Annotated in this window: 12 protein-coding genes and 2 tRNA genes; 8 read left to right on the top strand and 6 right to left on the bottom strand. The window is 49.3% G+C overall.

Annotated elements, in window-relative coordinates:
- Window position 1: 1 nt before the first annotated feature.
- Together AC1RVX_RS24200 and AC1RVX_RS24205 are read left to right on the top strand one after the other, a co-directional pair.
- Window positions 2-77, top strand: a tRNA-Glu gene (locus AC1RVX_RS24200).
- 60 nt (window positions 78-137) lie between these two features.
- Window positions 138-213, top strand: a tRNA-Glu gene (locus AC1RVX_RS24205).
- A gap of 147 nt (window positions 214-360) precedes the next feature.
- Here AC1RVX_RS24205 and AC1RVX_RS24210 read toward each other — a convergent pair.
- A complete protein-coding gene (locus AC1RVX_RS24210) occupies window positions 361-519 on the bottom strand; it encodes a hypothetical protein (RefSeq protein WP_493219147.1) in 159 nt (52 codons plus the stop codon).
- Between the two features lie 147 nt (window positions 520-666).
- Between AC1RVX_RS24210 and AC1RVX_RS24215 the strand changes: the two genes are divergently transcribed.
- Window positions 667-2226, top strand: coding sequence for a thioredoxin family protein (locus AC1RVX_RS24215; protein WP_493219148.1), 1560 nt, complete (start codon window positions 667-669; stop codon window positions 2224-2226).
- An 88-nt stretch (window positions 2227-2314) separates the two neighbouring features.
- Here AC1RVX_RS24215 and AC1RVX_RS24220 read toward each other — a convergent pair whose 3' ends face one another.
- Window positions 2315-3892 (bottom strand): ABC transporter substrate-binding protein, encoded by a 1578-nt coding sequence (locus AC1RVX_RS24220; protein WP_493219149.1) that lies wholly within the window; start codon window positions 3890-3892, stop codon window positions 2315-2317.
- A 636-nt stretch (window positions 3893-4528) separates the two neighbouring features.
- Between AC1RVX_RS24220 and AC1RVX_RS24225 the strand changes: the two genes are divergently transcribed.
- The gene (locus AC1RVX_RS24225) at window positions 4529-6109 is read left to right on the top strand and encodes a DUF1800 domain-containing protein (protein ID WP_493219150.1); all 1581 of its coding nucleotides are present in this window, start codon (window positions 4529-4531) and stop codon (window positions 6107-6109) included.
- A gap of 62 nt (window positions 6110-6171) precedes the next feature.
- Window positions 6172-7425, top strand: coding sequence for a DUF1501 domain-containing protein (locus AC1RVX_RS24230; RefSeq protein ID WP_493219151.1), 1254 nt, complete (start codon window positions 6172-6174; stop codon window positions 7423-7425).
- An 88-nt stretch (window positions 7426-7513) separates the two neighbouring features.
- Here the strand turns inward: AC1RVX_RS24230 and AC1RVX_RS24235 are convergent, their stop codons facing one another.
- Window positions 7514-7816 (bottom strand): hypothetical protein, encoded by a 303-nt coding sequence (locus AC1RVX_RS24235; protein WP_493219152.1) that lies wholly within the window; start codon window positions 7814-7816, stop codon window positions 7514-7516.
- A 260-nt stretch (window positions 7817-8076) separates the two neighbouring features.
- Here AC1RVX_RS24235 and AC1RVX_RS24240 point away from each other — a divergent pair, with 260 nt between their 5' ends.
- From AC1RVX_RS24240 to AC1RVX_RS24250, 3 genes are read left to right on the top strand one after another with little or no spacing between them, the layout of a single operon-like run.
- Window positions 8077-9132, top strand: a complete 1056-nt coding sequence (locus AC1RVX_RS24240) for a methionine ABC transporter ATP-binding protein (RefSeq protein WP_493219153.1) — start codon at window positions 8077-8079, stop codon at window positions 9130-9132.
- Entirely contained in the window at window positions 9132-9791 is a 660-nt protein-coding gene (locus AC1RVX_RS24245) for a methionine ABC transporter permease (protein ID WP_493219154.1), read from the top strand. Before AC1RVX_RS24240 ends, AC1RVX_RS24245 begins: the two co-directional genes overlap by 1 nt.
- A gap of 24 nt (window positions 9792-9815) precedes the next feature.
- The gene (locus AC1RVX_RS24250) at window positions 9816-10628 is read left to right on the top strand and encodes a MetQ/NlpA family ABC transporter substrate-binding protein (RefSeq protein WP_493219155.1); all 813 of its coding nucleotides are present in this window, start codon (window positions 9816-9818) and stop codon (window positions 10626-10628) included.
- 96 nt (window positions 10629-10724) lie between these two features.
- Here the strand turns inward: AC1RVX_RS24250 and AC1RVX_RS24255 are convergent, their stop codons facing one another.
- The 3 genes from AC1RVX_RS24255 to gloB form a co-directional block, all read right to left on the bottom strand.
- On the bottom strand, window positions 10725-11300 hold the full coding sequence (locus AC1RVX_RS24255) for an elongation factor P (RefSeq protein ID WP_493219156.1): 576 nt from the start codon (window positions 11298-11300) through the stop codon (window positions 10725-10727).
- A gap of 114 nt (window positions 11301-11414) precedes the next feature.
- Entirely contained in the window at window positions 11415-12647 is a 1233-nt protein-coding gene (gene earP, locus AC1RVX_RS24260) for an elongation factor P maturation arginine rhamnosyltransferase EarP (RefSeq protein WP_493219157.1), read from the bottom strand.
- A 17-nt stretch (window positions 12648-12664) separates the two neighbouring features.
- Complete coding sequence (gene gloB, locus AC1RVX_RS24265) at window positions 12665-13447, bottom strand: hydroxyacylglutathione hydrolase (protein ID WP_493219158.1); 783 nt, start codon at window positions 13445-13447, stop codon at window positions 12665-12667.
- Between the last annotated feature and the right edge of the window lie 7 nt (window positions 13448-13454).

A 13454-nucleotide genomic window follows, 5' to 3' on the forward strand; every position in this document is an offset into this window, starting at 1 on the left:
TGTCCCCATCGTCTAGAGGCCTAGGACATCACCCTTTCACGGTGAGTACAGGGGTTCGAATCCCCTTGGGGACGCCAATCAACTTCATCGAGTTCATTGTGGACAACAGGTTAAGGTCAGTAACGCGGACAGATTTTGTCCCCATCGTCTAGAGGCCTAGGACATCACCCTTTCACGGTGAGTACAGGGGTTCGAATCCCCTTGGGGACGCCAGTAAGCTCTTTTGAAGAGAATAAAAAGCCTTGAGAAATCAAGGCTTTTTGCTTTCTGGGGCAGATTTGATTTGTTCGAAATTCGGTCTGACAGTTCACTTTTCATTTAGGTATGATCTGGATGGAAAACCGCAGCCTTGAATGCAGCTTATTTCTTGCCGATAAATTCTGTCAAACTCTCCACCACCGTCATCAAAGTGTTTTTCTGCGCCTGTTTCCAGTCGCTGAATACTTCATCTGCGGTAAAGAAACTCACGAGTTTGGAAGATGCAGCATATTTTTCACCGCGATTTTGCGTGTACTCCATTTTTCAATCACCTCGTCTGCCTTTGATAAACACAAGGCGCATAAGCATCCATAAAATTAGTCTGACAAACCATCATGTTGATCGTGTCAAGTAGCGCTTTATTTTGTTACACTGCTTGCTTAATATATTTATTCCCGGTCCATTCCCATGAAGATGATTCCCTCCCTGATGGCAGCTTTGCTGGCTACAAGCCTTGCAAGCTTGCCTGTATTAGCTGCAGACACCAAGGCGTCTGCATCCGCACATGCGGCACAAAACGGTATTGATTGGCGTAAAGATAATAATGTTGATGCGGCCTTCGCTATGGCCAAGGCCAGCAACAAGCCCTTGTTCCTGTACTGGGGCGCGGTTTGGTGCCCACCTTGCAACCAGGTCAAGGCGGCCATTTTCAATCGCCAGGAATTCATCGACAAATCGCGTCATTTTATCCCCGTGTATCTGGATGGGGATACGCCGGGCGCGCAAAAATTTGCGGCGCAATTCAAGGTGCGTGGTTATCCGACCATGATTTTGTTCAAGCCGGATGGAACGGAGATTACCCGTTTGCCGGGTGAAGTGGATTCTGAACGTTATCTGCAGGTATTGACGCTGGCACTGAATACCAGCCTGTCAGTCCAAGACACCCTGAAGCTGGCACTGGCCGGTGGCAAGACCTTGAAAAATGAAGACTGGAGCCTGCTGGCGGATTATTCATGGGACGACCCGGAGCAGAAGCTGATCGCTGGCAAAGATCTGGCCGCGACTTTGCTGAAATTGTCTGAGCTGAGTCCTGCCGGTCTGCATGCGACACGTTTGTATATACGAGGCATTTATGCGGCGGCCACGGCCAAACCTGACCAGCCCCTGCCTGCAATAGACAAGGCACAGGCTACCGAAAAAATCATGAAAGCCATTTCAGATGTGAAAACAGCACGTGACAATATGGATTTGTTGTCGAATAGAGCAGGGGAGATAACGGAATTTCTAACCACGGCCAAATCAGATTCGCGCAACAAGCTGGTACGTGCCTGGAATACTGCCCTGGTCAAACTGGCCGATGACGCGACGCTATCCAAGACCGACAGGTTGAGCGCAGTCGGCGCCCAGGTGGCCCTGGCCAGTCTGGACAAGGCCAAGCCAGAAGTCGCTTTGCAAAAGGATGTGCAAAAACGTGTAGGCCAGATAGAGCAGGCGACCACCGATGCGTATGAGCGACAGTCTGTCGTCAATGCCGCTGCCCACGCGTTGGGTGATGCTGGTTTGCTTGATGATGCTGACAGCTTGCTGAAGGCTGAACTCAAGCGTTCGCATTCACCTTATTATTTCATGTCCACCCTGGGTTCGAATGCCAAAAAACGTGGCGACAAGGTGGCGGCAGCAAATTGGTATGAGCAGGCGTATAACGCTGCCAAAGGGCCGGCCACTCGTCTCCAATGGGGTTCCAACTACGTCAGCAACCTGGTCGACCTGGCACCGAATGATGATGCCCGTATAGCTAAGGCAGTGCAAAGCGTATTTGGTGAAGCGGCAAAAGTGGACAATGCCTTCTATGAACGCAATCGTGCTTATCTGGAAAAGATGGGTAAAAACCTCATAGACTGGAATAAAGACGGCAAGCATCAGGTCGCTTACCAAAAAGCCCGCACACAACTCGATGGCATTTGTGGCAAGCTGCCTGCGAGTGATCCGCAAAAGGCAGTGTGTCAGGGGGTGTTGCTGAAGTCCTGATCAAGTTCAAGTAACCGGAGTTAAGTAAAAAATCCCGCGTCACCAATGGCGCGGGATTTTTTATTTGGTGCCTGATTTTTAAGTGCAATCAGTCCGGCTTGATCTGATGAGCAAAAGTAAATTCATCCGTCCTGGCCTTGTAGTGCAAGCCTTTGCGTAATGCCCAACTGGCGTATTGATGATGCAGGGGGATGACAGCGTAGTCTTGCAAGGCCGTGGCCATTGCTTTCCTGGCAAAGGCTTCACGCTTGTCGGCTTCGACCGATGCCAGGGATGACTCTATTGCCTCATCCAGTGCACGATTGCTGTATTTGCCCCAGTTCCAGCTACCCCAGCCGTTTTCAGCATTAACAGTACCCAATACGGTACGTAGCGCGAAATCACCAGCCAGTGAACCCCAGCCCAGCAAGGCCATGCTGTAATCGCCCTTGGCAGCTTTGGGGAAATACACTGCCAGCGGTTGTGTCTCTACCTTGGCTTGTATGCCAACCTTGCTCAGGAATTGCGCTACCGTCTGTACTATCTGTTCATCATTGATATAGCGATTATTTGGCCCGTGCAGGGTGATGGCAAAGCCATTTGGATAGCCAGCTTTAGCCAGCAATTTTTTTGCACCTTCCGGGTCGTAAGCTTCCACTTTCAAACTGTCGTTGTAACCAAATACACCAGGGGCGACGAGGTTGGATGCTGGTACCGCCAAGCCTTCCAGTATGCGTTCAGTCAATGCGGTGCGATTGATGGCCTTTGCGATGGCCTTGCGCACGCGTATGTCTTTCAGCGGATTGGTTGCCAGGGGTTTGCCATTCTTGTCGGTGATGTAAGGCGATACCCTGGTCTGGTGATCAAGTTGCCAGAACAGAGTGCGCCAGGAAATCTTTTGTTCCAGTTTGAACTTGGCATTGCTTTTCAGCTTGCTCAAATCTGCCGGGGGTATGCTTTCTATGGCATCGACATCGCCAGATAGCAGGGCGGCCATGCGCGGTGCACCTGCTGTGATGATGCGGAAAGTGACTTTGTCCCAAACCGATTTTTCACCCCAGTAAGCATCGTTCCTTGTCAATTCGATGGCATCGCCGCGTTTGAAGCTGGCGAATTTGTAGGGGCCGGTACCTATGGCTGCTTTACCACTATTGAAGTCGTCAGTGCTGGCTTGCAGCGCGGCTTTTTTTGAAACGATGAAGACAGAGCTCATGTCCAGTGGCAGCGGACCATAGGCCGTTGCTGTCTTCAGTCGCAAGGTATAAGGGTCAACAATTTGTTTGCCAACTATTTGTTTGGTGAAACTGGTATAGGGGCCGGGGCTATTCTTTATCTGTGCCGGTCTGTCGAGAGAAAACACGACATCTTCCGCCGTCATTTCACTGCCGTCATGAAACTTCACACCGTGACGCAATTTGAATTCCCAGGTAGTAGGGTTGATGGCTTTCCACGACAGCGCCAGGCCTGGTGCGGTACGACCATCAGAATCAACACTGACCAGCGCCTCAAACAAATGAGAAGCCATGGCGTTATTTGGCCCGCTGTTGAAATAATGCGGATCTATGGAATTCACATCTGCTGCCAGACCAATTTTGAGATTGGCAGCATCACTGAAGATTGGCAAAGACATGCCTGTCGAAACTGCCAGCAGGGTGCGGAGGAATACTTTTTTGCCAATGGAAAACATGGGTAACTTTCAAGCTTTAATATTGCAAGCTTACCATTGCCTGAGCATTTCATCAGAGCCGGGAATGCATTTGTATATATGAAATGAGTTCTAGAACTCATTTCATAAATAGGGGTGAGATGCGTTTGCCTCATAACGTGGGCTGGCAAGGCGGACGAGGCAGTCAATAGCGGTGCTATTGATAACGAGTCCAACGCAGTCCAGCACGCGTTATGAGGCAAACCCTCCGGGAGCTGGCCGCATTGACACTTCGCGGGCGCATTGCTACGTTGCGCCGCTTGCTAAGGCACCAGCCTTAGCTGCGCAGGGTAAACACCTTACGCCTTGCACTGCATCCCGAATCGCCTTGCTCGCACTCATCCCTATTTATGAAATGAGTTCTAGTTATTTTGATAAGTCAAACTTACAACTGGAAGCACATTCTGCATGAGCGACACGATTCAAAATACCGTGCAAGGCGGGCAATGACTTGTCTGTAACAATCCGCAGTTTTGCTTAATCTGATTTACATATCGTTACTTGTGAAAGCTGTCCGCATGACTCTATATTGATGACATCGGAGGGCCACTAATAGTGCAAGGCATTATTCTTCCGGACAAGTACTTCAACAGTCTCCATAGCGGGTATTAAAAATATATGAAAAACCTGACAAAAATTTCTGCTTCCTTGTTGTTGGTGATTGCCGTAAATATCTGTTCTTTACCGTCTTATGCTGCTGCACCATCGACAGATGCAGAAGCCTTGCATGTATTGAACCGTCTTGCCTACGGACCGCGTCCCGGTGATATAGAGCGGGTAAAGAAAATGGGTATAGACAGTTATATCGAACAGCAGTTGAACCCACAATTCCTGCCTTTGCCAGAAGGGCTGCAAACAAAATTGAAGTCCCTTGATGTGATGAGTCAGAGTGCCGGATCTGTCTTGTTCGATTATCAAAAAGCCCTGAAAGACAACAAGGATGGGTCTGATGATGCGCAAAAGAAACGTCGTGAACTGGTGGGCCACATCGTTGAGCAAACCGCGCAAGCCAGGTTGTATCGCGCCGTAGAAAGCTCGCACCAGTTGGAAGAAGTGATGCTGGATTTCTGGTTCAATCATTTCAATGTCTTTAATGGCAAGGGGTTGGACCGTGCGCTGGTTGCCAGCTACGAACGTGATGCCATTCGCCCCTATGTTTTTGGCAATTTCCGCGATTTGCTGGGGGCCACTGCCAAGCATCCTGCCATGTTGTTTTATCTCGATAACTGGCTGTCTACCTCGGCAGATTTTCATGCGAATGAACGACAAGGCAAGGCAGCAGGACCTAAGGGCAAGTCCAATGGTTTGAATGAAAACTATGCCCGGGAAATCATGGAATTGCATACCCTGGGGGTTGATGGTGGCTATACCCAGAAAGACGTGACGGAGCTGGCTCGCATGCTGACAGGCTGGACATTTGATCCGCGCGCTATGGTCAGGAATAATCAGAATTTTTATTTCGATGCCGAACGGCATGATCATGGCACCAAGCAATGGTTAGGAAAGACCATTGCACCACGTGGGCAGGCAGAAGCAGAGTTTGCGCTGGATGTTCTGGCCATGCATCCGGCTACTGCCCACCACCTGAGTTTCAAGCTCGCGCAATATTTTGTGGCAGACAAACCTGCGCCAGCACTGGTAGACAAGCTGGCCAGGCGTTACCTGGATACCCGTGGTGACATACGCGCCGTGCTGCAAACATTGTTTGCCAGTGCAGAGTTTCGCGATCCTCAAAATATGGGTGTGAAATATAAAACACCATATCAATATGTCGTATCCGCTATCCGGGCCAGCGATATACCAGTGCAAAACGTCAGACCGGCGCTGGGCGTGTTGGCGCAACTGGGTATGCCTCTGTACGGTAGCCAGACTCCAGACGGTTATAAAAACACTCAGGATGCCTGGATGAATCCGGATGCCATCACGCGCCGCATCAATTTCGCTACAGCCCTGGCGACGGGTCGCCTGCCATTCGATAAAGAGATTGAGGATGGTGAAAAAATGGGTAAAAAACAATTGGCAAAACAGGCTGAAGAAAAGTCAGACAGACCGGCAGTGATGCCAGCAGTGAGTGCCAATGCTTTGATCCAGACCATGGGGCCGGGCTTATCTGGCCGTACCATAGAAATAGTCAATGGCAATCAGGAAACTTTACGCGCTGCCTTGATACTGGGTAGCCCGGATTTTATGCAGCATTGAAGCGGTGAAAAACTTGCGGCTGTTATTGAGCGATGTGCACCATCTAAAATGAAGAGAACAAAATGAAGCGCAGAAATTTTTTATATTCCATGGCAGCCGGGGCTGGTTTGTTGATACCTGTTGGCAATGGTGTATGGGCGGCCAGCGCAAATAGTGGCGCTACAGAAGCTGCAACAAAAAACAAGTTGATTGTCATCATGTTGCGCGGTGCGGTCGATGGCTTGAATGTGGTGGTTCCATATGGGGATGCAAATTATGCGCGACTGCGACCGACCATTGCACTTGCCAGACCTGGGCAAAGCGATGGTGCGATTGATCTGGATGGTTATTTTGGTCTGCATCCGGCATTGGCTGATGTGCGTGAGCTATGGCAGCAAAAGAAACTGGCGTTCGTGCATGCCAGTGGATCACCAGATTTTACCCGTTCACATTTTGATGCTCAGGATTATCTTGAATCTGGAACACCTGGTCGTAAAGGCACGGCAGATGGCTGGATGAACCGTTTGCTGGCATCACTGCCAGGTAATACAACGCCCACCCGGGCGATCAGCGTAGGGGCAGTGATGCCGCGTATTTTGTCGGGCAGTGTTGCAGCCAGCAATATCGCCAGCGGTGCGGCTGGCACCAGGGCAAATGTGCTCGACAAGCCAAAGGTTGGGGCCGCCTTTGAACAGATGTACAAGGAAAGCGATAAATATGCGAAAGCTTTTAGTGATGCCCAGGAATCCCATCAGGAAATGATGGGGGCTTCCATGGCAAACGAACAGCAGGCTGCGGATGGTGGCGCACCCTTGCCAAATGGCTTCCCGGACGACAGCACCCGCATCGCTACCCTGATGCGAAATGATCCAAAAATCCAGATGGTCTTTATGGCGTTGGGCGGCTGGGATACCCATGCCAACCAGGGGGCAGGCAAAGGTCAACTGGCTAATCGACTGGCTCCACTGGGACAGGGGCTGGCCAATCTTGCCAAACGTCTTGGCCCCATGTTTGATGACACCACGATAGTTGTCATGTCAGAATTCGGTCGCACTGCCAAGCAAAATGGCAATGGCGGCACGGACCATGGACATGGTAATGTCATGTGGGTCATGGGGGGCAAGGTCGCGGGTGGCAAAGTGCTTGGTGACTGGCGTGGTCTTGGCAATGATCAGTTGTATGAAGGTCGTGATGTACCGGTGACAACCGATTTTCGTTCTGTCCTGACGCAGGTATGTGAACGTCACATGGGCTTGTCGGATAATCAATTGCTCAAGGTATTTCCTGAACAATCTTATGCCAGGGCGAACTTCAACTTATTTCAGAATAAAGCTTGATAGAAATTTATTTGCAGCTACTTGCTGACGCCAATAAAAAGGCCACCCTGAATTAATTCAGGGTGGCCTTTTTTGCATTATGTAGCGCTTAAGCCGTCGTATTGATCGTTGTGCCAGTCACTTGCCCACTGGTATTGACAACTGGTTTTGGCTGTTCTGGCGGCGGTGATTCGGCTGGCTTCGCATTATTTTGCTTGTTGACGGCTTGTGCCTGCTGATCGGCTTGTGAAGCTGTAATTCTTTTTTGATCTGCAATGGCATCAGCTGTGCTGGAATCGCGGTCAGCCGCAGCGCCTATGGTTTCACTATCTTGTTTTGCACGCGCATCGGCTGCTTGCTGTAACAGCTGCTGGGTCTGTGCTGAACTGGATGAACTGACTGAAGTAACCATAATATTAACTCGCTTTGCTCGCATGGAGCGGCTGATGAATCTCTTTCCAACATAGTAGTCATGCCTGGAATATACAAGCGATTTAAACACAAATTCGCTTTTCTTGCTTGAAATAAACTTGATGATGGGCAAGTTTGTGATTTTTTCATCTGTCTTTATGCGCCGGGCTTGTATATACAAGTTTGTTTATATGATTGGAAAAGCGCAATCCCTTTCGATACAGTTCTCTTCATCGGCTATATCTTTCGGTTGGGAATTCAGTGTTACGTATCGAGCAATTAGGCAAATATTACAAGGTAAATGGCCACGCAGTCAGGGCTCTCCACAATATCAATCTTGACATTCAAAAAGGACAAATTTTCGGCATCATAGGACGTTCAGGTGCAGGTAAAAGCAGCTTGCTGCGCACGCTGAATTTGCTGGAGCGGCCAAGCAGCGGCAAGGTGTGGATAGACGGTGAGGACATCACCAAATTTGATCGTCAGCGCTTGCATGGTTTGCGTCAGAGCATAGGCATGGTGTTTCAGCATTTCAATTTGCTGCACGCGAAAACCGTTATTGAAAATATTGCTTTCCCGCTCAAACTCACCGGGGAATATACCAACGACACCATCCAGGCAAGAGTAGAAGAATTGCTGGAGTTGGTCGGGCTGAAAGATCAGGGTAGCAAGTATCCCGCGCAATTGTCCGGCGGGCAAAAACAGAGAGTGGGTATAGCCCGTGCACTGGCCAATTACCCGCAGCTTTTATTGTGCGATGAAGCGACCTCGGCACTTGACCCTGAAACCACGCAAGCTATCTTGCGCCTGCTGCTGGATATCAATCAAAAGCTGGGTCTGACTATCGTTCTGATCACGCATGAGATGCAAGTCATTCGCACAATTTGTGATGAGGTGGCAGTCATTGATGCGGGTGAAATTGTCGAAACTGGCGAAGTAGTTGATGTATTCCTCCATCCGCAGCATGCGGTGACGCAAAGTCTGGTGGCAGAAAACCAGGCTCCGGATTTATCTGTGCTGGAGCGTAGTGACCAAGGTGGTGAGCAAAAACTGGAACGTCATTTACTGCGCCTGAGTTATGTTGGATCAAGCACGCATGAACCCATCATCACACGTATTGCCGCACAAACCGGGATAGATATCGCCATCTTGCAAGGTGTGGTTGGACGCATCAAGAATACACCGTATGGACAACTGCTGGTCGAATTGCACAGCACGCCAGAACAATCAGACAAGGTTGAACAGTTGCTGGTCAATGCTGGTGTCAGGGTTGCCAGAATCAGAGTTAAAGCCAGCGCTGCGGCAGAGGTGCATTGATGGATTTCTCTCAAATCGACTGGGCCGATATCGCATTGGCGACACTGGATACCCTGACCATGACAGGTGCTTCTCTGATCTTCACGGTGTTGCTGGGTTTGCCTTTGGGTGTACTGCTATTTTTGACAGGCAAGAAACAATTGCTGGAGCAGAGCATTTTTTACGCGGTGTTATCTGTCGTCGTGAATGTATTGCGCTCCATTCCCTTCATCATCTTGTTGATAGTGCTGATTCCTTTCACTCTGTTATTGATGGGGACATCACTGGGTGTGCCGGGCACGATACCACCGTTGGTCATAGGCACGACTCCCTTCTTTGCGCGACTGGTGGAAAACGTTTTGCGTGAAGTGGACAAGGGAATCATCGAAGCCTGTCAGGCCATGGGTGCCAGGACCTGGCAAATCATCTGGCATGCCTTATTGCCCGAAGCCTTGCCGGGTTTGCTGGCTGCCGCCACGGTGACGACGATTGCTCTGGTGTCATATGCAGCGATGTCTGGCGTTATCGGTGGCGGTGGCCTGGGTGACCTGGCTCTGCGTTATGGCTATCAACGTTTTCAAACCGAGGTCATGGTGGTAACAGTATTTATTTTGATTGTGCTGGTGCAGTTGCTGCAATTCGTGGGCGACAAACTGGTTTTGAAATTTTCCCGCAAATAAGTTCTTTTTTTAAATGGAGTCTATATGTCTTTGAATTTGAAACGTCGTCTCACCCTCGTCCTGGCTGGTGGCCTGACAACTGCTGTCTTGTTCGCACCAGCAACCGTATTGGCACTGGAAACCTTGAACATTGCAGCCAGCCCGGTGCCGCATGCCGAGATACTGGAATTCATCAAGCCGCAACTCGCTAAAGAAGGCGTGGATTTGAAAGTAAAAGTCTTCACCGACTATATACAGCCCGCAGTACAGGTCAACGAAAAACACCTGGATGGTAATTTCTTTTTACATCAGCCTTATCTGAATGAATTCAAGAAAAGTCACAAGAACGATATCGAAGTGCCTATCGCCAAAGTGCATGTAGAACCATTCGCGGCGTATTCCAGCAAATATAAGAAGCTGGCCGATTTGCCAGATGGTGCCACAGTCGCTATCCCGAATGATCCATCGAATTCTGGCCGCGCCCTGTTGCTGCTGGCCAAACAGGGGCTGTTGAAATTGAAGGATCCGAAAAATATCTCTGCCACCCAAAAGGATATTATTGAAAATCCTAAAAAATTGAAATTCAAGGAACTGGAAGCAGCGACATTACCACGCGTGCTGGAGCAGGTTGACCTGGCGTTGATCAATACCAATTACGCGATAGAAGCCAAACTGAATCCTGTGAAAGACTCGCTGTTCATAGAAGATGCCAATTCACCTTATGCCAATTTGCTGGTGGCACGTGAAGACAACAAAAACAGCCCTGCATTCAAAAAACTGGTTGCTGCGCTGAACTCGCCTGAGGTGAAGAAATTTATTGAAGAAAAATACAAAGGCGCAGTTGTTCCTGCATTCTGACAACAGGCTTTAACTTGTCGGGCTTGTGCAAATTTAAATGTAGAGCGAAAAAAAACGCTGCTTGAAAAAGCAGCGTTTTTTATGCGTTAGTATGTATTAGTTACGTACGACTTTTTTGTATTCGTTTGTGCGTGTGTCGATTTCGATCATGTCGTCCTGGCTGACGAACAGAGGAACTTGAACATTATGGCAGTATTCTTCGATCGCGTTTTCGATCTTGGCTTCTTTCAGTACGTTACCTGAAGTATTGCCTTTGACTGCTGGTTCAGAATAAATAACCTGACGAACGATGGTCGTTGGCAATTCAACGGAGATTGCTTTGCCATCATAGAACACCGCTTCACATTCCATACCATCTTTCAGGTAATGGATGGAGTCGCCCATGTTTTCGGCTTCGATTTCATACTGGTTGTATTCCTGGTCCATGAATACGAACAGTGGGTCAGCGAAGTAAGAATAAGTAACTGGTTTTTTGTCCAATACAACTACGTCAAACTTGTCGTCGCCACGGAAGACGTTTTCTTGTGGGCTGTTAGTCAACAGGTTTTTCATTTTCCACTTGTAAGTGAAGCCTGTACGGCTGGAGCCGTTGACATCAGAACGCAACACGATCATAGGTTTGCTATCAACCATAATAATGTTGCCAACACGAATTTCTTTTGCAAATTTCATAGCGAGTATACGTAAAAAGTAGGTTGCATAAAAATCATCTGTCGCCCACTGGCAAAAAGCACCGCAAGCCCACGTTTGATTGAGATTTAAAACAGGTTAAAAATTAACCCAACATTATACTGCATCTTTTTGGCTTGCCTGCTGAACTGAGGTGACAAACTTCAGCAAATTTGACGCTAAGTCACCATTTTCGTGCATTTTTTGCTGCCATTCCGTGGATAAATCTGCAATTTGGGGCATATCTGCTTGCAAGGCTGGCCATAATTGCGACCAATTGACCGTTTCCACGCTGGCATCATTCCATGCACGGGAAAAGGCTGCCAGGTTGGCAGTGCATGAAATGCTGGTTTTCAGGAAGGCATTCAGCTTGACGTGATGCAGGTTTTTATCTTGTGGATAGATATGCCAGATAAAGGTCTTGTTTGCCCATTGCGCCCGGACAAATGAATCTTCACCCCGCACAAAATTGAGGTCGGAAGCCCACAACAGTTTGTCGTAATCTGGTTGCGGAATGAAAGGCAATACCCTGACAGTCAGTGCACCATGCGTGGCGCTGTTGCCGACTGTGGCTGGTTGCCCCAGAAATGCCGCAACTGCTTCTGCCGCAACACCTTCAGGCACCAGGCAGGTGATTGCCTGTGCACTGCTTTGCCATTCTTTGAATAGTGCCGCTACCGGTGCATGGGGGTAACAAAACAGGGAAATTTTGGTGGAGCTTATTTCCGCCGGGGTAAGTCCCAAGCCTGACAGAAATTGTTCCGTTTCTGCCGGATTTGCCTGAAAGCCTGGTCTTTCCTGATCCAGTCTTGATTCGCGCAAGAGGCCACCGGTTTTCTTATTAAAACCGGGGAAGAAAAAATGCTTGGTCAAAGACAGCGAAGGGTGAGGCGATGGCAGGGTGTGGCAGCCTTCCACCCATGCTTCAGCAGTCAGTCCTTCCAGGTTCAGCCATACTGGCCTGGGCGTGCATTCTGCCATGGCGCGGATATATCCTGGGGGTATGTCACAGGCGAAAAATTCAATGACGATGTCTGCCATGTCGGCTGCACTAAACTCGCCATCCTGGTTGCGCCAATGACGGACATGCACGTTGGCAATGTCTTGCTGTTCCTGATCAATGGCAACTTCCGGGCAGATGCGGCGAAAGCTGGGTAAATCATCAACCCATAGTGTGACGGCAATGCCGTGTTCGCTTTCCAGCTGTTTTGCCAGACGCCAGCAAATGCCGATATCACCAAAATTGTCCACCACTTTGCAAAACAGGGCTAGTGTGGTGGCGGCTTTGACAGGCTTGCCGTTGTGCTGGCTTGCGGGTTGATGTTGAGGCTGTGGTTCTTCTAATTGCATTTTCTTTTACTATTTGTTCAGAAATGGTTTTTCCATTCACGCAAGGCGGCAAAGTGACTGATGTCATCTCCGACTGCGGTAATTTTTCCACTTTCCAGCAAGCGGGCAATGATGTTGCTTTCCCTGCATCGTAAAAAGGGATTGGTTTGCTTTTCCAATGCGATATTACTGGGAACAGTAGGAATACCCTGATCACGTTTGGCTTTTTCTTTTTGTATGCGTTCCAGCAAGTTTTGATTGCCTGGTTCCACCTCTTTGGCAAAGCGCAAATTCGACATGGTGTATTCATGTGCGCAATACACTGCCGTGTCATCCGGCAGGGCTGCAAGTTGGTCCAGCGACTTCAGCATCTGTGACGGTGTGCCTTCAAACAAACGACCGCAGCCGCCAGCAAACAAGGTGTCGCCGCAGAACAGCCAGTGCTGCAAGGGTGCATAATAAGCGATGTGGCCCAGCGTATGGCCAGGTACATCCAGCACACGCAGTTCCAGATTCAGCTCTGGCACGGTGAGCATGTCGTCTTGCTTCAGTTTCTGCGTGACCAGCGCGATTTTATCCTTGACTGGTCCAAACACTGGTACCTGATAGTGTTCCAGCAGGCTGGCTACACCACCAATATGATCGGCATGGTGATGAGTGAGTAAAATAGCGGACAATGTCAGGCCGTGCTCTTGCAAAGCCTGCAATATCGGTTTGGCATCACCCGGATCAACGACGGCAGCATGCTGGCCATTGTGGATGATCCACAGATAATTGTCGTCAAAGGCGGGGACAGTCAATATACTCAGGGAATTCTTCATAAACGCG

It is taken from the genome of Undibacterium sp. GW821-FHT11B02, from assembly GCF_058808955.1.

What these genes read in the sequence shown, in the direction of transcription:
- AC1RVX_RS24210 (WP_493219147.1), bottom strand. Translation starts at nt 519, where the DNA reads ATGGAGTACACGCAAAATCGCGGTGAAAAATATGCTGCATCTTCCAAA.
- AC1RVX_RS24215 (WP_493219148.1), top strand. Translation starts at nt 667, where the DNA reads ATGAAGATGATTCCCTCCCTGATGGCAGCTTTGCTGGCTACAAGCCTT.
- AC1RVX_RS24220 (WP_493219149.1), bottom strand. Translation starts at nt 3,892, where the DNA reads ATGTTTTCCATTGGCAAAAAAGTATTCCTCCGCACCCTGCTGGCAGTT.
- AC1RVX_RS24225 (WP_493219150.1), top strand. Translation starts at nt 4,529, where the DNA reads ATGAAAAACCTGACAAAAATTTCTGCTTCCTTGTTGTTGGTGATTGCC.
- AC1RVX_RS24230 (WP_493219151.1), top strand. Translation starts at nt 6,172, where the DNA reads ATGAAGCGCAGAAATTTTTTATATTCCATGGCAGCCGGGGCTGGTTTG.
- AC1RVX_RS24235 (WP_493219152.1), bottom strand. Translation starts at nt 7,816, where the DNA reads ATGGTTACTTCAGTCAGTTCATCCAGTTCAGCACAGACCCAGCAGCTG.
- AC1RVX_RS24245 (WP_493219154.1), top strand. Translation starts at nt 9,132, where the DNA reads ATGGATTTCTCTCAAATCGACTGGGCCGATATCGCATTGGCGACACTG.
- AC1RVX_RS24250 (WP_493219155.1), top strand. Translation starts at nt 9,816, where the DNA reads ATGTCTTTGAATTTGAAACGTCGTCTCACCCTCGTCCTGGCTGGTGGC.
- AC1RVX_RS24255 (WP_493219156.1), bottom strand. Translation starts at nt 11,300, where the DNA reads ATGAAATTTGCAAAAGAAATTCGTGTTGGCAACATTATTATGGTTGAT.
- earP (WP_493219157.1), bottom strand. Translation starts at nt 12,647, where the DNA reads ATGCAATTAGAAGAACCACAGCCTCAACATCAACCCGCAAGCCAGCAC.
- gloB (WP_493219158.1), bottom strand. Translation starts at nt 13,447, where the DNA reads ATGAAGAATTCCCTGAGTATATTGACTGTCCCCGCCTTTGACGACAAT.